Origin of the sequence: Phenylobacterium sp. (genome assembly GCF_030693625.1) — a bacterium.
In the GTDB taxonomy this organism is placed as follows: Bacteria; Pseudomonadota; Alphaproteobacteria; order Caulobacterales; family Caulobacteraceae; genus Phenylobacterium; species Phenylobacterium ferrooxidans.
This window is the reverse complement of record NZ_JAUYAF010000097.1, coordinates 1-22,254: the sequence shown is the minus strand read 5'-3', so window position 1 is coordinate 22,254 and position 22,254 is coordinate 1. Positions and strand designations below refer to the sequence as shown.

19 protein-coding genes are annotated in these 22,254 nt (G+C 67.4%); 12 read left to right on the top strand and 7 right to left on the bottom strand.

Annotated elements, in window-relative coordinates:
• The coding region (locus tag Q8N10_RS20980) for a copper-translocating P-type ATPase (RefSeq protein WP_305663994.1) at window positions 1-1,463 on the top strand (1,463 nt) is incomplete at its 5' end.
• Between the two features lie 74 nt (window positions 1,464-1,537).
• On the top strand, window positions 1,538-1,927 hold the full coding sequence (cueR, locus tag Q8N10_RS20975) for a Cu(I)-responsive transcriptional regulator (RefSeq protein WP_304777600.1): 390 nt from the start codon (window positions 1,538-1,540) through the stop codon (window positions 1,925-1,927).
• A 470-nt stretch (window positions 1,928-2,397) separates the two neighbouring features.
• Here cueR and Q8N10_RS20970 read toward each other — a convergent pair whose 3' ends face one another.
• Window positions 2,398-2,640 (bottom strand): helix-turn-helix transcriptional regulator, encoded by a 243-nt coding sequence (locus Q8N10_RS20970; protein WP_304777598.1) that lies wholly within the window; start codon window positions 2,638-2,640, stop codon window positions 2,398-2,400.
• Window positions 2,641-2,882: 242 nt separating this feature from the next.
• Here Q8N10_RS20970 and Q8N10_RS20965 point away from each other — a divergent pair, with 242 nt between their 5' ends.
• The 4 genes from Q8N10_RS20965 (at window position 2,883) to Q8N10_RS20950 (ending at window position 10,042) form a co-directional block, all read left to right on the top strand.
• The gene (locus Q8N10_RS20965) at window positions 2,883-3,368 is read left to right on the top strand and encodes an RNA polymerase sigma factor (RefSeq protein WP_304777596.1); all 486 of its coding nucleotides are present in this window, start codon (window positions 2,883-2,885) and stop codon (window positions 3,366-3,368) included.
• Between the two features lie 15 nt (window positions 3,369-3,383).
• Window positions 3,384-4,400, top strand: a complete 1,017-nt coding sequence (locus Q8N10_RS20960; protein ID WP_304777593.1) for a FecR domain-containing protein — start codon at window positions 3,384-3,386, stop codon at window positions 4,398-4,400.
• A gap of 131 nt (window positions 4,401-4,531) precedes the next feature.
• Entirely contained in the window at window positions 4,532-7,555 is a 3,024-nt protein-coding gene (locus Q8N10_RS20955) for a TonB-dependent receptor (protein ID WP_304777591.1), read from the top strand.
• A 63-nt stretch (window positions 7,556-7,618) separates the two neighbouring features.
• Complete coding sequence (locus Q8N10_RS20950; protein ID WP_304777589.1) at window positions 7,619-10,042, top strand: prolyl oligopeptidase family serine peptidase; 2,424 nt, start codon at window positions 7,619-7,621, stop codon at window positions 10,040-10,042.
• Here Q8N10_RS20950 and Q8N10_RS20945 read toward each other — a convergent pair.
• The 3 genes from Q8N10_RS20945 to Q8N10_RS20935 all read right to left on the bottom strand — a co-directional run bounded on the left by Q8N10_RS20945 (window position 10,008) and on the right by Q8N10_RS20935 (window position 13,324).
• On the bottom strand, window positions 10,008-11,786 hold the full coding sequence (locus tag Q8N10_RS20945; RefSeq protein ID WP_304777587.1) for an asparagine synthase C-terminal domain-containing protein: 1,779 nt from the start codon (window positions 11,784-11,786) through the stop codon (window positions 10,008-10,010). The two genes, Q8N10_RS20950 and Q8N10_RS20945, sit on opposite strands and share 35 nt — an antisense overlap.
• Window position 11,787: 1 nt before the next feature.
• Window positions 11,788-12,378, bottom strand: coding sequence for a lasso peptide biosynthesis B2 protein (locus Q8N10_RS20940; RefSeq protein ID WP_304777585.1), 591 nt, complete (start codon window positions 12,376-12,378; stop codon window positions 11,788-11,790).
• Between the two features lie 298 nt (window positions 12,379-12,676).
• Entirely contained in the window at window positions 12,677-13,324 is a 648-nt protein-coding gene (locus tag Q8N10_RS20935; RefSeq protein WP_304777583.1) for a GntR family transcriptional regulator, read from the bottom strand.
• A 320-nt stretch (window positions 13,325-13,644) separates the two neighbouring features.
• Between Q8N10_RS20935 and Q8N10_RS20930 the strand changes: the two genes are divergently transcribed.
• A complete protein-coding gene (locus Q8N10_RS20930; protein ID WP_305663993.1) occupies window positions 13,645-14,118 on the top strand; it encodes an XRE family transcriptional regulator in 474 nt (157 codons plus the stop codon).
• Between the two features lie 668 nt (window positions 14,119-14,786).
• Here the strand turns inward: Q8N10_RS20930 and Q8N10_RS20925 are convergent.
• Window positions 14,787-15,182: a hypothetical protein gene (locus Q8N10_RS20925; protein ID WP_304777580.1), complete on the bottom strand. Its 396-nt coding sequence runs from the start codon at window positions 15,180-15,182 to the stop codon at window positions 14,787-14,789.
• Between the two features lie 380 nt (window positions 15,183-15,562).
• Here Q8N10_RS20925 and Q8N10_RS20920 point away from each other — a divergent pair, with 380 nt between their 5' ends.
• On the top strand, window positions 15,563-15,826 hold the full coding sequence (locus Q8N10_RS20920) for a DksA/TraR family C4-type zinc finger protein (protein WP_304777578.1): 264 nt from the start codon (window positions 15,563-15,565) through the stop codon (window positions 15,824-15,826).
• A gap of 10 nt (window positions 15,827-15,836) precedes the next feature.
• Here Q8N10_RS20920 and Q8N10_RS20915 read toward each other — a convergent pair whose 3' ends face one another.
• A complete protein-coding gene (locus tag Q8N10_RS20915; protein ID WP_304777576.1) occupies window positions 15,837-17,894 on the bottom strand; it encodes a M13 family metallopeptidase in 2,058 nt (685 codons plus the stop codon).
• Window positions 17,895-18,006: 112 nt separating this feature from the next.
• Entirely contained in the window at window positions 18,007-18,789 is a 783-nt protein-coding gene (locus Q8N10_RS20910; protein WP_304777574.1) for an LOG family protein, read from the bottom strand.
• A gap of 118 nt (window positions 18,790-18,907) precedes the next feature.
• On the opposite strand from Q8N10_RS20910, the gene Q8N10_RS20905 reads away from it, so the two are divergent.
• Genes Q8N10_RS20905 through Q8N10_RS20890 form a run of 4 tightly spaced genes read left to right on the top strand, consistent with a single transcriptional unit; the run spans window position 18,908 to window position 22,117 of the window.
• Window positions 18,908-19,387, top strand: a complete 480-nt coding sequence (locus Q8N10_RS20905; RefSeq protein ID WP_304777572.1) for a pyridoxamine 5'-phosphate oxidase family protein — start codon at window positions 18,908-18,910, stop codon at window positions 19,385-19,387.
• Entirely contained in the window at window positions 19,384-19,992 is a 609-nt protein-coding gene (locus Q8N10_RS20900; RefSeq protein WP_304777570.1) for an NAD(P)H-dependent oxidoreductase, read from the top strand. Before Q8N10_RS20905 ends, Q8N10_RS20900 begins: the two co-directional genes overlap by 4 nt.
• 23 nt (window positions 19,993-20,015) lie before the next feature.
• On the top strand, window positions 20,016-21,629 hold the full coding sequence (locus Q8N10_RS20895; RefSeq protein ID WP_304777568.1) for an MBL fold metallo-hydrolase: 1,614 nt from the start codon (window positions 20,016-20,018) through the stop codon (window positions 21,627-21,629).
• A 26-nt stretch (window positions 21,630-21,655) separates the two neighbouring features.
• Window positions 21,656-22,117: a hypothetical protein gene (locus Q8N10_RS20890; protein ID WP_304777566.1), complete on the top strand. Its 462-nt coding sequence runs from the start codon at window positions 21,656-21,658 to the stop codon at window positions 22,115-22,117.
• Window positions 22,118-22,254 lie beyond the last annotated feature (137 nt).

The window sequence follows — 22,254 nt, the reverse complement described above, 5'->3', positions numbered from 1 at the left end:
TGTCCGGCTCGTCGTTCGTCGACGAAGCCATGATCTCCGGCGAACCGATCCCGGTCATGAAGGAGGCGGGGGCTGAGGTGATCGGCGGCACGATCAATAAGACCGGCAGCTTCACCTATCGCGCCACCAAGGTCGGGGCGGACACGCTGCTCGCCCAGATCATCCGCATGGTCGAGACGGCGCAGGGCTCCAAGCTGCCGATCCAGGCCCTGGTCGACAAGGTCACCGCCTGGTTCGTGCCGGCGGTCATGGTGGCGGCCGTCCTTACCTTCGCGGTCTGGCTGGTCTTCGGGCCGCAGCCGGGCGTCGCCTTCGCGCTGGTCAACGCGGTGGCGGTGCTGATCATCGCTTGCCCGTGCGCCATGGGGCTCGCCACGCCGACCTCGATCATGGTCGGCACCGGCCGGGCGGCAGAACTGGGTGTTCTGTTCCGCAACGGCGGCGCGTTGCAGTCGCTGAAGTCCGTCCAGGTGGTTGCGCTGGACAAGACTGGCACGCTCACGGCCGGCAAGCCGGTGATGACCGATCTGGAGGTCGTTGAAGGCTTTGAGCGCACCCAGGTCCTATCGCTGGTCGCTGCTGTCGAGGCGCAGTCCGAACACCCTGTGGCAGCCGCCATCGTCGCCGCCGCCCAGGCCGAAGGGCTCGCCCTCGACGAGGTCAGCGCCTTTGAAGCCGTGCCCGGCTATGGCGTCAACGCCATGGTCGGCGGCCATCGCATCGCTGTCGGCGCAGACCGCCACATGGTCCGGCTGGGTATAGACGTACAGCCGTTCGCCGAGACCGCTGTCCGCATGGGCGAGATGGCCAAGACCCCGCTCTATGCCGCCATCGACGGTAAGCTGGCCGCCGTGATCGCCGTCTCTGACCCGATCAAGCCGACGACGCCGCAGGCCATCCGCGCCTTGCATCATATGGGCCTCAAGGTGGCGATGATCACCGGCGACAACCGCCGCACGGCCGAGGCCATCGGCGCCCAACTCGGCATCGACGAGGTGGTCGCCGAGGTGCTGCCGGACGGCAAGGTTGAGGCCATCAAGCGCCTGCGCGCCGGCGGCCGGGCCGTGACTTTTGTCGGCGATGGCATCAACGATGCTCCGGCCCTGGCCGAGGCCGATGTCGGCATCGCCATCGGCACCGGCACGGACGTGGCCATTGAGAGCGCTGACGTGGTGCTGATGTCCGGTGACTTGCTGGGCGTGAGCAACGCGATCGCCTTGTCGAAAGCGACCATCGCCAACATCCGTCAAAACCTGTTCTGGGCCTTCGCCTACAACGCCAGCCTGATTCCGGTGGCTGCGGGCGTCCTCTACCCCATCACCGGCACGCTGCTATCACCGATGCTGGCGGCCGGGGCCATGGCCCTCTCGAGCGTCTTCGTGCTGGGCAACGCCATGCGGTTGAAGCGCTTCAAGGCGCCGCTGCGCGTCGCCGCCGGTCCCGTTGTGGCGGCCGGCGGCTGACCTCCCCGGCTCGCCCTTGACCTTCCATGAACTAGAACCTTTCTGCTGACGGACGTCGGATCGGAAATCGCCTCATGAACATTGGAAACGCATCGGAAAAATCGGGCCTGTCAGCCAAGACAATCCGCTACTACGAGGACATCGGCCTGCTGCTGGCCGATCGCGCGGACAATGGCTATCGGGACTACTCGATGTCTGACGTGCATCGCCTGCGCTTCCTCCAGCGCTCACGCAGCCTCGGCTTTTCGGTCGAAGAATGCCGGCAGCTCCTGTCGCTCTACAGCGACAAGGATCGCGAGAGCGCGGATGTGAAGGCGATCGCCAAGGCCAAGCTGACAGAGATCGACCGCAAGCTCGCTGAACTGACCGAACTTCGCGACACGCTGCGGCATCTGGTGCGCAACTGCCACGGCGACAAGCGCCCTGACTGCCCGATCATCGAAGGGCTCGCGGGCAAGGACTGAGTCTCGAACTCACCCTCTCCCCACCAGCAGTAGGGACGATGACCGAGCTGAGTCGTTGATGATGTCGGCCCCAACGCCCTCCACCATGGCGGCCTTCCCAACTGAAGAACACCGGCCGTAGGAGCTAGGTTCAGGCAGCGAAGCAGCCCGTCAGAAGAAGACCCAAGAGCCCATTGCGCGATCGCGGCGCCCATGCGGCCAGTCCCCGAGGCCCTGCGCAGAAAGCCCCGCCCAGGCCAGCGGCACCGCTTGCCGGTCGTGGAGCCGAAGTGGTCGCGACCCTACCTGCCGCGGGCTCTGAGGAGCCTGATATCCAACTGGAGCCACACCACAATAGGTCGCCTCGTGAGAGGTGCTGTGAGCCTTTGCGGACGTCGCGACCAACAGTTGGGCGTCTCTTCGCTCCACGGACGAATGCCGGGCAGGTCTCGGGGCAGCCTTGGCCTGCACTGGTTGCCGCTTGCCGGTGTCTAGCGCTTCCGGTCTGCCCGAACGAAGCGCACTCCCTCACCCTTTTCAGCCGCGGAAATGAATTCAACGCCGGCTCGTTGAAGGGCGCGTTCCACCGCAGAAAAGGTACTCATTTTCGAGTCGACCTGCTCGCGTTCCAGCCGATTGATCGCGTTTACGGACACAATCGCTTTGTCCGCCAACTCCTGTTGCGACCATCCCAACAGAGCTCGCGCCGCTCTGATTTGTGCAGCAGTGACCATAGCGGTCACCAGACGGGATGGGCGACGATCAATGCCACTACAAGGTGTTTATTCTACCTTATAAGGTGTTATAATCACCTTCACTTAAGTCCCATCTCGGTTCGGCCACTGGAATGTCCGCATTCACCAATCTTTGCCGCTCAACACGCAGCAGCTTTCAATCCCCTCCGCCCTATGCGGTTCGAACGGTAGAGCTTGCCGTCCGCCGCAACGGCTGAGCCGAACGCCCTGGACGCCAAGCCATGTCATGGGTGAGGGAATTTCAGGAACGGCTGGGCGGGCTCTACGCCACCCACGCCAAGCGGATTTCGCGCGCCCTCGCCGCTAAGGGCCTCGCCAATTCTGAGGATGTGACGCAGGAGACCTTCGTCCGGCTCGCGACCGCCCCCATCCCAATCCGTCACCCCAAGGCCCTGCTTATGACCGTCGCGACCAACCTGGCGCGCGACGAGATAAGACGTCAGAAGCGCCAAGGGGGCGCCCACCTGTCGCTCGATGAGGCCTATGCTGAGAATGAGCCTTGGGCTGCGCCCGACCAGGAGACCGCCCTCCTCCTGAAACAGGTCATCCTGTCGATGCCGAAGCTCTACCGGAACGTGTTTGTCTTGAGCCGGTTCGCGGGTCTGAGCTATGAAGAGATTGCAGAACGCTGCAACGTGTCGGTCAAGACGGTCGAGTGGCGAATGACCAAGGCCCTGGCCCACTGCGCCGCGCTGCTGCGCGACTAGCCGACCGGGAACGCCATGAGCGCACAAGCCTCGGCAGATGATGAGCGCGCGCGCCTTGAAGCGGCCGAGTGGTTCGCGCGCCTGAATTCCAAGACCGTCTCCACCGACGCCTTGCGCGACTTTCGCGTCTGGCGGGGCACGCCTGGCAACGCAGCGGCCTATGCCCACCTGGAGGCGATCTGGAAAGCGGCCGAACCCTTGACCACCGACACCGACATTGCCAGCGCGATCGAAGAGGCGCTCACCCCGGCGCGCACGGGTAGGAGCCTCGGGGACTGGCTGCAACTGGTGGTCCGCTCACCGCTGAAGTTCGCGGTCCTGGCTCTGCTCGGCCTGGGCCTGCTCAGCCTCTCCGCCGCGGTGCTCGCGGGTCTCGGCGGTCAGACCTATAGCTCCGGCCTGGGCGAGCAGCGCATCGTGCGTCTGGAGGACGGTAGCCAGTTGCGTCTCGATACCGACACCCAGGTGCGCGTTCGCTTCAGCAACGACGCCCGACAGATACATCTCGGCCGCGGCCAGGCCTTCTTCGACGTAGCGCATGATGCGGCGCGGCCCTTTACCGTTGCGGCCGACGACACCGAGGTGCGGGCGCTGGGCACGCGGTTCGATGTTCGTCGAGACGCCGGCGGGGTTCAGGTGACCCTGGTCGAGGGCAAGGTCCGGGTGCGGCAGACCGAAGGCGACCACCAGTGGACCATGGCGCCGGGCGAACAGCTACGGGTGACGGAGGCCAAGCCCAGCGCCCCTGACCAGGTCCGGCGCATCGATGTCGCCGCCGCCACCAGCTGGACCAGCGGCCGGCTGACCTTCCACCAGACCCCGCTCGCCAGCGCCGTCGCCGAGGTCAACCGCTACGGCCGCACCAAGGTGAGCCTGGACGCGCCCGGGCTGGCCGACCGCCAGGTCAGTGGCGCCTTTGACAGCGGCGACACCGAAGCCTTCGTGGCCGCTGTCGCCGACCTTTATGACCTTGAGGCCGACCGCCGGGACGGCCAGATCGTTTTGCGGCCGGTGGGATCGGCGGCGAGTTAGCCGCCCGTTTGAAAAAAGTTTGCGTGGTGAGTCAGGGTCGAGATCGCGTGCGGACGTCTCATCTCCCGACCCGCGCGGACACGAGACCGGCCACCACGGCCGGCCGCCGCCCGGGTCTTGGGGGATACACCTTGGGCCCGCCCACCTTCCGTCGCCATCTCATCGCAGGCCTCGCCCTGCCCGTGCTCAGTCTCGCCATGACCGCGCCGCCCTTGGTGGCCTCGGCCGCCCCGGTCTCAGCGGTGAGCTTCGACATCCCGGCCGGCCCGCTGGACGCGGCGCTGCGCGCCTATGCCGCCCAGAGCCACCAACAGATCCTCTACACACCCGAGCTGGTTGCGGGTCGTAGGGCGCCGGCCGTGCATGGCGCCCTACCCGCTCGCCAGGTGCTGCGCACGCTGCTGGCCGACAGTCCGATCACCGCGACGACCATTCGTCCTGACGTCATCGTCCTGAAGGCCGCCGACGCCGACAAGCGGGGCGCCAGCTTTCCGGCGGCGCCGCTAGGCATCGAGCGCGTTACGGCGCAGGGCGCCCCGACCGTGCTGGAAACCCTGGTGGTGACCGGGTCGCACATCCGCGGCGCCCGCGACGCCGCCTCCCCCATCGTCACCTTCGGGCGCGACGACATCGACCGCAGCGGCCGCGCCACCGTGGCCGATGCGCTCAACGCCCTGCCGCAGAACTTCGGCGGACTGGGCACCCCGGCCAGTCTGCTGGCCGGCTCAGATCGCACCGGCGTCAACAGCCAGGCCGCCAATGGCGTGAACCTGCGCGGCCTGGGAGCCGACGCGACCCTGGTGCTGGTGGATGGCCGCCGCCTGGCCGGGACCGGCCTGCGCGGCGACTTCGCCGACGTGTCCTCGATCCCCACCGCCGCCATCGCGCGGGTGGACGTTCTGCTCGACGGCGCCTCGGCGCTCTACGGATCCGACGCCGTGGGCGGGGTGGTGAACATCATCTTGCGCCGCGACTTCGATGGCGCGGAAACCCGAGCCCGCGTCGGGATCGCGTCCGGGAGCGCCGCGCGGGAAACCCAGTTCGCGCAGACCGTCGGCAAGACCTGGGACGGCGGCCACGCCCTCTTCTCCTATGAGTATTACGACCGTGATCCGTTGCCGGCCGCAAAGCGCGACTATGCCGCCTCCGACGACCTGCGCCCTTTCGGCGGAACCGACCACCGGGGGTTCTACACAAACCCCGGCAACATCCTGGTCTTCGACACCCCGACCAACGCCTACAAGCCCGCCTACGCCATTCCGGCGGGGCAGAACGGGTCGAGCCTGACGACGGCGAGTTTCCGGCCCGGAACCGCCAACTACGGCTCGGCGCGGGACGGCTCCGACATCCTGCCCGGCCAGAGCCGCAACAGTCTCTATGCGGCCTTCGCCCAGGACCTCTCAGCGACGGTCGAGCTTTCCGCGGACGCCCGCTTCAGTCGCCGTGTCTTCGCCTATGCCAGTGCGCCGGCCACCACCGCGCTCTCGATCGGCTCGGCCAATCCCCACTTCGTCATGGCCCCCGACGGTCAGACCTCGCAACTGATCGCCTATAGCTTCGGCGAAGAGATCGGCCCGGTCCAGGCGAGCGGAGCCTCGGAAAGCCTGGCCCTCACGACAGCTCTGCGAGCCGATCTTGGCCGCACTTGGCGGGTCGAAGGCTACGCCGCCTTCGCGCAAGAGATCGGCGCGAGTCTCAACGCAAACCTGATCAACTCGGCTTACCTCACCGAGGCGCTTGGGGGGGCCGACAACGCGTCCACTGGTTTCCGGGCGACCCGCGACGGATACTTCAACCCCTATGGCGATGCCGGCGCCAACAGCGCCACGATCCTGGACTTCATCAGCTCCGGCTATAGCCGCGCGCGCAATGTCAGCCGCAATGAGACGATCAACCTGCAGGCGGACGGGACGCTGTTCGCCCTGCCGGCCGGTGATGTGAAGATGGCGGCGGGCGCCAATTGGCGGCGCGAGATCTTCCGCCAGCAGAACCGCGCCCTGCTCTCGACCGCCCTTGAGCGGACCGGCCAGAGGCTGAGCTACCAACGCACCGTCTCCTCGGCCTATGCCGAGTTACGCGTCCCCCTGGTGTCCCCAGACGCCGTGCTGCCTGGCGTGCGCCGGCTCGACCTGTCCTTGGCGGCGCGGATGGAGGACTTCAGCGATGTGGGCCGGACCACCAATCCCAAGGTCGGCCTGGCCTGGGAGCCTGTCGAGGGACTGGCCCTGCGCGCGACCTATGGCACGTCGTTCCGCGCGCCCAGCCTGTCGGAAGTCTATGAGGCGCCCGATGTCAGCGCCTCGTTCCTGACCCGCAACGGCGCGCGGACGCTGAGCCTGATCCAGTACGGCGGAAACCTGGACCTCAAACCGGAGACCGCCACCTCCTGGACGGCCGGGTTCGACGTGACGCCCCCGGCCCTGCCAGGCCTGAAGGTCAGCGGCACCTGGTTCCGAACAGACTTCAGCGACCGCATCGGCCAGCCCGCGCGCGAAAACCTCACCGTCGCCCTGCGCGATCCCACCCTGGCGAGCTTCGTGCATATCATCGACCCGGGCAGCGCCGCTGATCTGGCGCGGGTCAACGCCCTGATCACCTTCCCAACCTATCCCTACCAGGGCCTGTTCCCGGCCAGCGCCTATGGTGCGATCGTCGACGCCCGCTGGGTCAACACCGCCAGCGTCCAGGTGCAAGGCGTGGACGGTCAGATCGGCTACAGCTTCGATCGGGGCGCCGACCGCTTCGACCTCTCGGCAAACGCCTCCTACCTACTGACCTTCGAGCGCCAAGTGACCCCGCAGGCTGCGCCGGTCGATGTGGTTGGCGTGGCCGGCAATCCCGCGCGGTTCCGAGGGCGGGCGCAGGCGGCTTGGCGCCGGGGTTCGGTGAGCGCCAGTCTGGCGGTAAACTACCAGAGCCAGGAGAAGGACCTGGCCGGCAAGACCATCGACAGTTGGACCACCACCGACCTTCAGCTCGGATGGACATCGGACCGCGAAGGCCCGCTCGGGGGCCTGACCCTGGCGCTGAGCGTCCAGAATCTTTTCGACACCCCGCCCCCATTTTACGACAGCCCTGCCGGGATCGGCTTCGACGCCGCCAACGCCGACCCGCTCGGACGCTTCGTCTCGCTCCAGCTGACCAAGCGCTGGTGACGGCCACGCCGGTGTGGGCCTGAGCGCCCGCACCGGCTTCCCCCCCTTTCTAGGACCTTTCCCATGCGCGCCTGGCTGCGCTCCCTTCTGCTTGGCTTGACCATGCTTGCGACCCCCGTCCACGCCCGCCCTTTCACGGTCGACGATCTGTTCGACCTGTCCTCTGTCGAGGCCTATGCCGCCGATCCGACCGGCCGCTGGCTGGTGATCCAGACCAGCGGACCCTACAGCTCCACCCCGAGCTTCGACGACTTCGGCTATGTCGAATTGCGCACCAGCCGGCTGCTGATGGCCGATCTGACCGCGCCTGCTCCTGCCAAGCCGCTATTCGCGCAAGAGGCGGAGATAGGCTACGCCCCCGGTCCCTTCTCTCCGGACGGTCGGCGGATGGTGGTGTTCCGGCGCTACGGCCGGTCATGGGACATGGGCGTTGCGACTCTGGAGAGCGGCGACGTGCGCTGGTGGCCGATCACGCCGGAACTCGCTCTCTATGGACGTACAGTCCAGTGGCGCTCCAATAGCGAACTGCTGGTCATCGCCCGGCCGTACGACGACCTGCCGCGTCACCTGCGCTTCGGATCGGAGTCGATGCGCGACCTGCCGGCCCGATGGGCGAAGACCGCCAGCGGCGGGGCGTCGGTCACCGCCATCGGCAGCGGCCGCTTCGAAACGGTGACGGATCTCCCGGCAGTCAACACGTTGCTCAACGTCAACGCCAGCGACGGATCGGCCACGGCGCTGGTCTCCGGCGGGTTCTTTGATCTCGAACTCTCCCCCAGCGGTCGCTATGCCGCCCTGCTGGAGGACCTGGAGCCCCTCCCCCGCCCGGAACACGGCGCTTACTCGGCGAGGACCGCGCCCTTACGAAGGCGCAATCTGCGGCTTGTCGACCTGACGACCGGCCTGGCCACGACACCCTGCCAGCATTGCGACCTGCTCACCCACCTCCTCACCTGGTCGCCGCGCGCCGACCGGCTCCTGGTCTTTGGTCGGCGCCCTGGTGAGGCCTGGGAGGACGGTCGCCTGATCCTGGTCGAGCCAGGGGGCCTCACCCGGGGCCTCAATCCCACCGGCTTGCGGCCGGTGATCTCAGTGACAGGCGAAGGCATTCCCTACGTCTCGGCCGATTGGCTCGGCGGCAAGCCGGTGGTGCGCGCGCAATCCATCCTGCCGGACGGGCGGATCGACTGGTACCGCCTGACCAAGGCCGGACCTCGCAACCTGACGGCCCGCTTCCCGACCCCGCCGCGGCAGATCGCGGCGCGCGACACGGCTGGCCTGTGGTTCGAGGCCGTGGATGGGGTTTGGGGCGTGGCGCCGGCCGGCCATTCAGTACGCTTCACGCAGCGGGCGGGTATCAGCCTGCTCCGCGCCGGGACCTTCGGCCAAGGACAACGCTTCGACGTCAACGCGCCACCGCCCGCGAGCGCCGTCGCGGTCATCGACCGCACCCAGTCCGAGGTACGGGTATCGCCGGGGCTGGACCTGCTTGCTCCAGGATCGGTGTCGGTGACCGACCCCACCGAGACGCTCGAAGTCGTGTCGCCGCACGGGGTGGTGACGCGTCGCCGCGACGTCAGCGGACACGACCGGTTTGCGTTTGTTGGCGATGACGGAAGGCGCACCGCTCTGCTCGACATCAATCCGCAGCTCCAAATCCTCGACTTCGCAACGGTTTCGCCGGTCCGGCACGCGGGAGGGGCCGGCCAGCCAGTCGTTGGTTGGCTCTATCTGCCGGCCGGCCATAGGCCAGGCGTGCGCCTGCCGTTGGTGGTGATCCCCTATCCCGGCGATGTCTATGCGGCGCCACCCAGTTCAGGCGACCCGGGCTGGTTTGGGCCGTTTCCCAACATCCAGGTCTTGGCCGCCCAAGGCTACGCCGTCCTGGTCCCCAGCCTGCCGCGCGCGCCCGGCGAAGAGCCGACCAGCGGCTTGACCGGTCAGATTCTTGACACCGTGGACACCGCCATCGCCGGGGGCGACATCGACGCGAAACGCGTGGCGCTCTGGGGCCACAGCTTTGGCGGATTTGCCGCCCTGGTTGCCGCCACTCAGACGGATCGCTTCAAGGCGATCATCGCATCAGCCGGAACGTCCGACATGGTGAGCCAATGGGCCGGCGTCGATCCGGCCCGGCGGTTCCGGCCCAGTGACGGCGTCGGCGGTTTCGGCTCGATGCGCTGGAGCGAGAGCGGCCAGGGCGCCATGGCCGCGCCGCCTTGGCGCGAACCGGAGCGCTACCTGCGCAATAGCCCGCTGTTCGCCGCGGACAAGGTCAGCACGCCGGTGCTGCTGATCCACGGCGACCAGGATGAAAACCCGATCGGTCAGTCCGAGGAGATGTTCTATGCGCTCTGGCGGCAGAACAAGGACGCCCAGTTGCTGATCTACTGGGGCGAACACCACACCCCCACCAGCCCGAGCAACCTGCGCGACCTCTATGGACGGGTCTTCAAATGGCTGCGGATGACGATGCCCCCAACCTGAGCCGGGATATCCGATCTTCCCAGTTGCGCACCCAGGCCTCCAGGAAGGCCGCATAGCGAAGAGCCGCATAGCCACCATCCCAGACCAACCGCTCGGGGACGAGAATCTGGTCCAGCAACTCGCGGTCCACCAGGCCCTCGGCCGCCAGCCGCCCCTCCATCAGGTGCTCACGCAGGCCCGCCAGACCGGCGGCCAGCCGCCGGCCATAGGGCGCGGTCAGGTCGCCTTTCGACCAGCGGGATACGACGGCATCCGGCAGGCGATCGGCGAAGACCTGACGCGCCAGGGCGCGATCGCGCACGCCCAAGGTCAGGGTCCCGGCCGAGACGGCCAGGCAGTGCTCGATCAATGGCTGCGACAACAAGGGATGGACCACATCGACAGCGCGGGCGCGCCGGCAATCACCAAAGTAGATACTGCAGCCGATCAGTTCGCGGGCTTGCAGGCGCTTTGCCGGCGGCAGGCCCTCGAGGCCTTCATGCCAAGGATGCTCGCTCCGCCAGGACGGATCGATGGGCTTGATGAAAGCCGGGGCGCCCGGCTCCTCCAGATCATGGCCACGCCCGGCGCGCCACATGGCGGCCAGCACTGACCAGACCGATACCTTGCGCCAGCGCGCGACGGTAAGAACGTGGGACGAGACATACGCCCGCGGCCCCAGGGTGCGCAGGGCGTCGACTGCGACCTTGAGCGTCGGGAGCTGGAAAAAGAGGACGTCCCCGCCCTGCCCTGTCAGCATCATCTCCGCGCCGTCGGCTTTGCAGCGGGCCACCACGTCGCGGTCGTAGCCGGGGTCCAGACCGCAAAGTGACGGGCGGTGCGCGGTTGCGGCCGGCCCAAAATCGAGGGGATCGAAGGCTTCGTCAGAGGTGGGCGCCTCGGCTAGTCTCACGTCCAGACGTTCGGCGATCGCACGCGCATAGGCGCGCTCGTCACCCCAGGGCTCCGATCCAAAGTAGTTCAGCCAGGTCCGCGGCTGCGCGCCCGGGGTCTGGTGCAGCGCCCCCGCGACGATGGCGGAATCCAGCCCTCCCGAGACTTCGGTCAGCAGCGGCCGGCCCTGACCGGCATAGGCGGCCACACAGAGATCGACAGCCTTTCGCAGGCCCGTGGCGGCGGCATCAGGGTCGATGATCGGGTTGGCTGCACAATCCGCGGGCCGCCAGAGTGTGGCCATCCTCCCCTCGTGGTGAAGGACGCCGGGAGCGACGCTCTCCAGTCCCGTCAGGGCCAGACGACCGCCGACGTCGCCAGCATCGGCAAGCAGCTCCGCGAGACGTTCCCAATCCAGGGCGAGCTGTGGCATCGCCTCCGCCGGCAGATCTTCCGGCAGATGCGAGGCGGCGAACCGCACCGGTCCGATCGACCAGGTTATGCAATCCAAGGCGCCGGACGGATCGCGAAACATGGCGGGAGAATTTCGTGGCCCCGGCAGCAGGGCCACATATCGCCCCCAGTACCCGCGCACCAGCAGGCGCGAGAGTTCGGTTGGGGCGATGTCGGGCAAGTCTTGCAGGGCGCCGGCGGGGAGAACGGCGCTGGAGTGGCTGCGGAAAAGGTCGCCGACCACCAGTCCTTCACCATCAGCCAGGGCGCGCACCGGCACGCCCGGCGGCGTCGCCACCCGCCACGGCCCGCCGCCGCCGGTGACCGCCCAACCAAGGGCCTGGACGACACGGTGCCACAGAGCGGTCCCGACCCTGTCAGCCGCAACGGGCCAATGAGCGGCGAGGAAGGCGCGCATCTCAGACCACCAGGATCGGCGTGTAGCCGGCCACGTGATCGAGATGGTCGTCGAGCACCAGGTCCCCGGCCTGCAGCCAGCAATGCGCCTCGAACGGCCACGTCCGCACGCCGAAGGCCCAGACCGCGTCCAGGCCCGCGTGACGGAGGAAATTCAACAAGAGGAAGCTGCGGTAGAGGCAGACGCCCTGGAACGGCGCCCAGGGGAGCAGGGCCCGGAACGCGCCGACCTGATGCGCGAGCGCCTGAAGATCGGCGGCGCATTGTACCGGGCGCCGCCGACGCGCCGTCGCGATCAGATGCGCAAAGCTGCGACCATGATAGTGCGCGGCGACATCGATGAGCGCCTGTCCCATCCGCCAGACATCTTGACCTGACGGGTGCCCGGCTTCGATGGACAAGCTTTGGGCAGGGCGGGGGAGGACCGGACGTGGCTGCGCCGCAAATCCAGGGGCTATCCAGCCAGCCTCAGCCAGGCCTTTGGCAAAGATGATATCGGAAATCTCAAGGGCGAAATGCTCGCCTACGTCCTGGACCAATCCGCCTCCGCCAGGGATGCAGGCATAGCGTCCGGCCGCCACGTCGAGAAGCACGAGGTCATCGCCGCAGACGGCGACGTGACGGTCAGGGGCGAGCCGCCAGGAGGAAGGGGAACTGCGCATGGCAGGCCGAACTGGCGCCGGCTGGCGCCGGCGCCAGCCGCGTTCAGCCGGCCGGGTTGTAGGGCCGTTCGTCGAGCTCGTTCTTGGTGCCCGACTGCTGGCCACGGGTCAGAACCTTGGCGGCGCCGAGGCTGATGAGCTTGAGGGTCTTGGACATGGAAGTCTCCGTTCCTGTTTTGCGACCGCCTCATAGGCGGCTTACCAAGGAGGTTCCCGGCCTGCCGCATACTCAAACTATATCCGGAATATATCCTTGGGGGCGGGGTGAGCGGAGGGCCCTGACCAGCTCCGAAGCAGCTTGCCGCCGTGGCCCGTAGTAGGCGCCCAACAGGTCCGCCAAGCCTGCCTGGTCTCCAACTCTCAGGCGGTCCGTCATTTTGGACACAAGCGCCCCGTCCTGCAGGCCGGCCCGGACCTCCACGCGCCCGATAGGCGCCAGACGCTCAGCGATCCTTTGATAGGCGATGCTCAGCGTGTCGTTGCGTGCCCTCCCCACCAAGCACGCAAACAGGCGGCGGGCCGCATCACCGCCCTCAGGCTCAAGTCCGCCCTCCGCGGCGCCGAGATCGTCAGAATTATCGGGCAGGCGCCAAGGCGCCGAGAGCGCCGCGCTCACATAGAGCCGATGCAGATCGAACATTTCGACAAGTCGCTCGCTATCCAGGTGCGGACTGAAAAACCCCTGACCCCGACGTTCCTCGGCCAGGCCCTCCCCCGCCAAATGAGCTAGAGCTTCACGAACTGGCGTCGGGCTCAGCTTCAATTCCCGAGCAAGCTCGGTGATGGACAGCGACGCGCCGGGCCCGTGTTGACCGGTGATCAGCTGGCGTCGAATAGCGGCCAGGGCTGAACCAAAGGGATCGCGTCTCTGCGGCACGACAACTCCAGCGGCCACAACCTATTGTCGCGGCTTTGTGAGTAAATTTCAGACATGACGCAATCTCGATCCGCTTCACTTCCAATAGTTTTCAGCTTTTCGCAAAGTATTTCGTACTATTCCGCTAAATCATTACGCTATTCCCGCAAATTGTTTGCGGACCTTCGATCTAGCTCAACTGCACTGAAGCTCACCCATCTCCCGCAACCTTGGCTTCATGCGGATCACGCCCTTGCTTCAAGCCTCACCTTCCTGCACACAACGTCTTTCGGCACGTCAAAGTTGTTTCTGGCCGGTGTGTCTGCATGACCCGAACCTCCGTGAGCGCTTCGAAATCATCGAACGGGTTGGCCTCGGCCCTACGAGCCATCCGCCGTCACCGCCAGAGGCGCCCCGGCGATCTCGCGGAGGCTCTGCGCCTGCCGCGGCGGTCGTACGAGCACTTTGAAGCCGGTGGCGGCCGCCTCAACCCCGATCGTGTGCAGGCCTTCGCCGAGGCGACCCAGTCCGACGCCTATGCGATCTTCGCCAGCCTTTGGATCGCCTCGCCGGAGTTCGCCGTGCGCTGCGCCGACAACAAGCTGATGACGATCCTGATAATGGCCTTGCAGGACTTCGACGCCGCCGCGGGAGACGATCTCGCGCGGCTGGACGCGCGCACCCTGATCACCGCCTTCGACACGCTCTTTCAGACGCTCGCCACCGAAGCCCAAAGGCGAAATGTAACCACGGACTCCGAAATCGTTGAGCGTCTTCGCCGACTTGCTCCTGCGCCGAAATCGACCGACGAGTAGGTGCGTCAGCCTGGGTCGGCCGTTCGCGGCTGGTCCAGGTGCTCGCGGGTCACGCGATGCGCAACACCCCTTCGGCCCGGAACGCTACAGCGGGTTACCGGTCCGCCGCTACGGTCGCGAGGATCAGGCGGCCTTTCTCTTGGAAGCCTTTGAGGTTGTCGAAAGTTTCGAGTTCGACCAGGTGACGCCGCAGCAGAACATCCAGCGCTTCCATGTCGATAGGCTACAGAGGCGTTCGGCGCCGACGTAGATCGTTGGTCTCCCGCCGGAGCGCGCCGTTCACCGGAAGGCGGACTCAGCCGCCTGCGAATGCTGTCGACCGCTTCACCGTGAGCCGGGGCATGACCCTCGAATACGCGCCCGAGCGTGGGCACTGCGGCGTTCTCGCAAAGTAAGAAACTTGGGCGGATCTTCGATCGTCACTGGAGACCAAACACAACGCGCGCGGGCTGTGGCGAGCGAACGGATACTAAAGGAAACGAGAACATCCGTGCACCATATTTGCACCCGATGACTTATAACTAATTGTTTTATTTAGACTATCCGTCCAGTCCATCATGGGGGCGACGGACAGTCTATGCGACTGAGATTGCATAGGGTTTCGGCGACTTCTCAGGGGACAGAGCGGAAGGAACGGCGCGCGCTTCTACGCTATTCCGGCGATCTGGTCACGCCGCGAGGATGGCCCGGTGCGGATAGGGCCCGACCTGCCTGACGATCGCCTGAAGCTGGGCGGTGAGGTCTGGGCCCGGCACGACCTGGGTGAGGCGGCCTTCGAAACCGAGCGCGCGCGCCGCCTCGCGGAAGCGTGGGCCGTGCAGTTCCTCCGGAGGCAGGATGGCGTGGATCAGTTCATGCACCACCACCGCCGCCACCAGCACCGGTTCGTCGATGAACGGCGAGATGGTGATGTGCCGGAAGCCGTCCCGGTCGGTGTAGGGATAGCAGACCCCCAGGGTGCTCTGATTGGCCGACAGGGCGCCGACCCCAAGCCGAACCCGCAGCGGGATCTCATAGCCGCGGGACCTGAACCATGGCCTCATCAGCACGGCGACATTGGTCAACCACTGCTCCCGATTGGGGGTGCTTAACGCCTCAGGGCCGGCTGCAGCGACTTGCGGGATCATCCGAGGTCAGACCGGTTCGAGGTCGTCGGGCATGTCGGCATGGCGTCCTCCCAACCGGAGCGCCGGGTGCGTCTCCGAAGATGCCTCAACACCATCGGTGCGGGCTCAGTTGCAGCCCCACAGGGATTGCGCCGCGCTTCGCCGAATTTTTCCGTCAGGAGCAATGAAACGACGCGTCTGTCGGACACTCGGCGGAACAGCGACCACCGCCAGGGGTTCAGCGAACATGGGGCGCATCGACCGCCGCTCCCCGGCCACCCTGGAAATCGCCGAGCGAATTTCCATCTAACACCCTGACAAGCAAGGACATTGGCGACATGGCGACCGGCTGGGCGCACGAGGGCGCGGTCCTCGATCAGATCGAGGACACCATCACCGACGGCGTGCTTACGGCCCGGGCGCGCCTGCCGGTCGGCGAAGGCACGGAGCAGTGCGTCGCGTGCGGTGACGAGATTCCGGAGGCTCGCCGCCGGGCCCTCCCCGGCGCCCGCACCTGCGTCCAATGCCAGTCCGGTCGCGACAGCCGGATCGTCGTCGCCGGCATCAACCGCAGGGGCAGCAAGGACAGCCAGCTCCGGTAAGGGCGCCCCCCTACCAGATGCGAACCCGCTCAGCCGGCGCCAGGTACAGCTTCTGGCCGGGCTTCACGTCGAAGGCCGTGTACCAGGCGTCGAAGTTGCGCACCTCATAGGCGCGGAACTGGCCCGGCGCATGGGGGTCGGTGGCGATGATCTGGCGCAGGAAGGGCTCGCGCATAAGCGTCCGGTAGCTCTGGGCGTAGGACATGAAGAACCGCTGGTCGCCGGTCAGTCCGCCGATCACCGGCGCGGGCTTGCCGCCAAGACTGGCGTGATAGGCGTCCAGCGCCGCCGCCAGGCCCCCCAGGTCGCCCACGTTCTCCCCCAAGGTCAGGCGGCCGTTGAGCTTCAGGTCCGGCAGGGCCTGATAGGCGTCGTACTGCGCCGCCAGCTTGCCGGTGGAAGCTTCGAAGGCCGTCAGGTCCGCCGGCGTCCACCAGGCGATCAGCCGCCCCTGCTCGTCCAGCTTGGCGCCCTGGTCGTCGAAGCTGTGGCTGATCTCGTGACCGATCACCGAGCCGATGGCGCCGTAGTTCACCGCCGGATCGGCGGCCGGATCAAACCACGGGGCGGCGAGGAAGCCCGCCGGGAAGGCCAGCTTGTTCAGGGGCCCGGCGTTGAAGGCGTTCACCGTCTGCGGCGTCAGGGTCAGCCACCACTGGGCGCGGTCCACCGGCTTTTCCATCTCCGCGAGGTTGCGGGCGTATTCGAACGCCGCGGCCCGCTGGCTGTTGGCGAAGGCCTCGCCACGCACGATGGTCAGGGCCGAATAGTCACGCCAGGTCTCGGGATAGCCAACCTCCACCCGCAGGTTGGCGAGCTTGAGCTTGGCCCGGACCTTGGTCTGCGGCGCCATCCAGTCCAGGCGGTCGATCCGACGGGCGAAGGCAGCCTTCACCTCCCCCACCAGGTCCTCGATCTTGGCCTTGGCCTCGGGGGGGAAGTACTGGGCGGCGTAAGACTTGCCCACGGCATCGCCCATGGCGAGGTTCACCGCCGCGATGCCCCGCTTCCATCGGGCGTTGAGTTCCGGCGTGCCGGTCAGCGCCTTGCCGTGGAACGCGAAGTCGGCCTCGACGAAGGCCTTGGGCAGCACCGGCGCGGCGTCCTTGATCAGGCGTGAGGCCAGGTAGTCGCGCCAGGTCTCCATGTCGGTTGCGCCCGCCAGCTTGGCGAAGCCGGTGATGGCGCTGGTCTGGTTGAGGATCAGCACCGGCCGCGCGCCGAAACCCGCCCCGTCCAGATAGGTCTTCCAGTCGAAGCCCGGCGCCGCGGCGATCAGCTGGGCCGGGGTCATGGGGTTGTAGACCTTGTCGGCGTCGCGGGACTCCACCCGGCTCCAATGCACCTTGGCCAGGGCGGTCTCGAAGGCGATGATCCGGTCGGCCCGCGCCGCGCCGTCGCCCATGCCGGCCAGGGTGAATATCTGGGTCAGGTAGGTCTTGTAGGCCGCCCGCGCCGCGGCGAACTTCGGATCGTCGGTCAGGTAGTATTCGCGGTCGGGCAGGCCGAGGCCGCCCTGCACCAGCTCCGATGAGCCCTTTGTCGGATCCTTGGCGTCGATGCCCACCGCCGGATAGACCGGGAAGCTGGGCTGGGGCGAGCCGTAGCCGAACGGACGCTGCTTGCGCTCCAGGGCCGCCATAACCCGCGCCACGTCCTGAGGGGTCTTCACCGCCGCGATCATCGCCAGGTCAGCCTTGAGGGGAGTGATCCCCGCCGCCTCGATGGCCGCCTCGTCCATGAAGCTGGCATAGATGTCGCCGAACTTCCGGGCGTCGGCTGAACTGGGCGACGCCGCGCCGGCCTCCACGATCCCGCGAACCCGCGCCAGGCTCTGCTCGCGCAGGCGGGCCACGTCGCTGTAGTTGGATCGGTCGGCCGGGATGGTGGCGGTCTTGAGCCAGCCACCGTTCACATAGGCGTAGAAGTCGTCACCGGGCGCGACGGTCTTGTCCATGCTGGCGAGGTCGAGGCCAACCTCGCCGAACTCGGGCTTGTCGGCGGCGCTGGCGTGACCCGCGACCAGCAGGACGGCCATGGCCGCCGCACACATGAACTGACTACGCATCCGCGCCCCCTTGGAATCCTGTGAGCGCAGAATGGCGTGGGAGCGGCAGGCTGTCCGCCGCAAAACATCCGGACGAAGATGAACATTCCTCCATCTTCCGCCGGGCGCGCGCCTAGGGGCCAGCGACCCGCTCGGCCGCCACCGCCAGGCCGCAGGCCAGGAGTTCCGCCCAGATCTCCTCGGCGCTCCCGGCGAAGCGGAAGATCTCGAGATCGGCGGCGTCCACCATGCCCGCCTCCACCAGGGCGTCGAAATTGATCACCGACCGCCAGTAGGTCTCGTCGAACAGCACCACGGGAATACGCGGCGACTTGTCGGTCTGGCGCAGGGTCAGGATCTCGAACAGCTCATCCAGGGTCCCGAAGCCCCCCGGGAACACCACCAGGGCGTTGGCGCGCATGGCCAGGTGCATCTTGCGCATGGCGAAGTAGTGGAAGCGGAAGGTCAGCTCGGGGGTCGAGTAGGGGTTCGGGCCCTGCTCGTGCGGCAGGCTGATGTTGAACCCGATGGACGGCGCGCCGACGTCGGCCGCCCCGCGGTTGGCCGCCTCCATGATCCCCGGGCCCCCGCCGGTGGCAATCACGTTGTCGCGCAGGCGGTCGGCGGTGTGGATTGCGCCGCCTCTCTGGGAGACGAGGCCGCTGAACGCGCGGGCCGCCGCATACCACTCAGCCTGCCGGCCCGGGCCGTTTTCCGCGATCCTGGCGCTGCCGAACACCACCAGGGTGGACCTGACGCCCCAGGCGGTCAGCGCCTCGTCCACCTTGGAGAACTCCAGCAGGAACCGAACGCCCCGCATGGAGGAACTCAGCAGGAAATCCTGATCCAAGGCCGCAAGGCGATAGGCGGGCGAGATCAGTTGCGCCGCGTTGGGCTCTGGTTGGCTGCTCGACATACGGATCTCCAGGCGTGGCGCAGACTAAGACCGGAGGTGGCCTTCGACTTGATCTGGCGCAACGCCACCTGCCCCGTCTGGGGCCATCCTGGCCTCAATCTTCGCTGGAGCAAGATCGATGACGCCGGATATCCACCAGGACATCGTCGCAATCCTTGAAGAGGGCAAGGACCTGACGCTCGCGACCCTCAGGCCCGACGGCGCGCCCCAGGCCACCACGGTGAGCTACGCCAGCCAGGGGCTCGACATCTATTTCGGGTGCGGGCAGCAGTCGCAGAAGGCGCGCAACCTGGCGCGCGACCCCCGGGTGTCGGCGACGATCGACCTGCCCTATCGTGACTGGGCCGAAATCCGCGGCCTCTCCCTCGGCGGCCAGGCGACCGAGGCCACCAACCCCGACGACCTGGCGCGGATCGGCCTGCTGTTCCTGGAGAGGTTCCCGGAACTGGCCCAGTACGTCTCCACCCCGGCCGGCGAGATGGCGATGTTCCATCTGCGCCCGCAGGTGATTTCGGTCTTGGACTACCGCAAGGGCTTTGGTCACAACGAGCTCGTGCAGGTCGACGAAACGCTCTCCGCGACGGACCGCTCATCATGAAACACGCGATCATCGTCGCCCACCCCAATCCCGACAGCCTCACCTGCGCGGCGGCGGCGGCCTATGCCGAGGCCGCGACGGCCCTGGGCCACCAGGTCGTGGTCCGTGACCTCTACCAGCTTGGTTTTGACCCCTGCCTCAAGGCCGCGGAGATTCCGGGCCCGGCCGGCTACGCCTTCGGGACCGACGTGCTGGAGGAACGACGGCTTCTGGCCGACGCCGAGGTCTTCGCCTTCGTCTACCCCCTGTGGTTCAACGCGCCCCCGGCGATGCTGAAGGGCTATGTCGACCGCGTCTTCAGCATGGGCTTCGGCTACGCGCCGATCCCGGGCGGGACCGAACCCCTGCTTGAGGGAAAGAAGCTCATCAGCTTCAGCTTCTCGGGCGCGCCGGAGTCGTGGGTCCGCGAGAGCGGCGCCCTTCCGGCCCTAATGACGGTGTTCGACCTGCATCTGGCCGCCGTCTGCGGGCTGCGGATGCTGGATCACAGACACATCGGCGGTATCGTCCCCGGCATCACCGGGGAAGCGGTGGCCGACGTGCTGACCGAGGTTCGCCACGCCGTCGCCCAGACCTTCGGCGACGACCGCGTGGCAGCCGATTGACCCACTCCCCAGGAGCACTCCCCTTGACCGTCAAGCTGACCTTCCACGGCGCCGCTGGCTGCGTCACCGGCTTCTGCGCGCGCCTTGAGGTGGATGGCGCCGCTGTGCTGATCGACTGCGGCATGTTCCAGGGCTCGAAGACTCTCAAGGCCCTGAACTACAATGACTTCCCCTTCGACGTCGGCAAGATTGACGCGGTCCTGCTGACCCACGCGCACATCGACCACTCGGGCCTGCTGCCCAAGCTGATGAAGGCCGGGTTCACGGGTCCGATCTACGCCACGGCCGCCACGCGCGACCTGTGCGGCATCATGCTGGCCGACGCCGGCGGTATCCAGGAGACCGAGGTCCGTCATCTCAATCGCCGCAACCAGCGGCGCGGCCGTCCCACCGTCGAGCCGATCTACACCGAGCGCGACGCCGCCAAGGTCATGGAGCAGTTCAAGAAGGTGAAGCTGGGGGTTGCGGCGGCCATCCTGCCGGGCCTGACCGCCACCTACTGGGAGGCCGGCCACATCCTGGGCGCCGCCTCCATCGAGGTTCAGCTCGAGACCGCGGAAGGTCCGGTTCGGCTGCTGTTCTCCGGCGACATCGGCAGCGGCGGGCGCGACTACTCCCCCGATCCCGATGGCCCCAGCGGGGTCGACCACGTGATCGTGGAATCCACCTATGGCGACCGCGAGCGGCTGGATCTTGACGGCCAGGCCCGGCGCGCCGTGCTGACCCAGGAGCTGCTCGACGCCCACGCCGCCGGCGGGCCGGTGCTCATTCCGGCCTTCGCGGTCGAACGCTCCCAGGAACTGCTCGCCGACATCCTCACCATCATGGACGAGGGCCAGATCCCCAAGGCCGATATCTTCCTGGACTCGCCCCTGGCCATCGAGGCGACCGAGATCTTCCAGCGGCGCGGCTGGAACCGGACCACGGAGAGCAACCCGTTCCAGGACCTGCATTCCGGCGGTCGCCTGCGGTTCCTGCGCAAGCCCAAGGAGAGCGACAGCCTTGAGAAGCTGAGAGGCTGGCATCTGATCATGGCCGCCAGCGGCATGTGTGACGCCGGCCGGGTGCGGCGGCACCTGAAGCGCCTGCTCTGGCGCAAGGACGCCACCGTCCTGCTGTCGGGCTTCCAGGCCATGGGGACGCTCGGGCGTATCCTGCAGGACGGCGCCAGCCGGGTCTCGATCGAGGGCGAGCAGATCCAGGTCCGGGCGCGCATCCGCGCCCTGGACGTCTATTCCGCCCACGCCGACGCCTCGGGCCTGACCAACTGGGTCAAGGCGCGCGGGCCCGTCGCCGGGCAGGTGTTCATCCTGCATGGCGAGCCCTCGGCTCGGGAGGGTCTGCGGACGCGCCTGGTGGCGGCGGGGATCGAGGCCGAACGCATCGCCCTGCCGGGGATGGATGAGGGCTATGTCATGAGCGGCTCGAAGGTTCAGGCGGCCGGCGAGACCGTGCACCGGATCGCCGCCCGCGCCGTGGCCGCGCCCGACTGGCACAACGCCCGGGCGGGACTGTTGATCGAACTGGATCAGGCGCTGCAGGCGGCGCAGGACGATACGGCGCGCGAACAGCTGCTGGCGGCGTTCCGCCAGACCTTGACCGCGGCGAGGACCACGGCGCAGGCTTCCGCCCCATGATGGCGAAACATCGGACAACCTCGCGGGTGGCCGCCCTTGTCGGCCTGAGCCTCCTGGCCGGCTGCGCCACCCAGCCCATGGCCCGGCCCGGCTCGGACTCTGATGTTGGCCGCGCCGCGGTTCAGCCCTTGCGCGATCTCAGCGTCATCCGCGAGACCGCGCCGGACGTGCTGCTACGCGCCGTGGTCTCGCCCTATGACCTGACCCAAGCGGGCGACTGTCCGGCGCTCCAGACCGAACTTCGCGCCCTTGATGACGCCCTTGGCCCTGACCTGACGCCCAATGGAAAGACCGCCGGTGTCACCGTGGGCGGCCTCGCCGCCGACCTGGTCGCCGGCGTCGTCGGGCTCCCCTTCCGGGGTGTCGTTCGCTGGGCTTCCGGGGCGAGGTCCCGCGAAGCCGGGCTCAAGGCCGCGGTGCTCGCGGGGATGGTGCGCCGGGGATTCCTGAAAGGACGCCAGGGGCTGATGGCCTGCGACGTCCCCTAGAGCATGATCGCTTGAGACGGAACCGCGCAGCGGTCCCGGCTCAGGCGTGAATCATGCTCTCGCTTATATCTGGAGCCTGATCCACCGCATCGGCGGAATCGCGAAGCGATTCCACCTCAGCGGATCAGGCTCTAGGC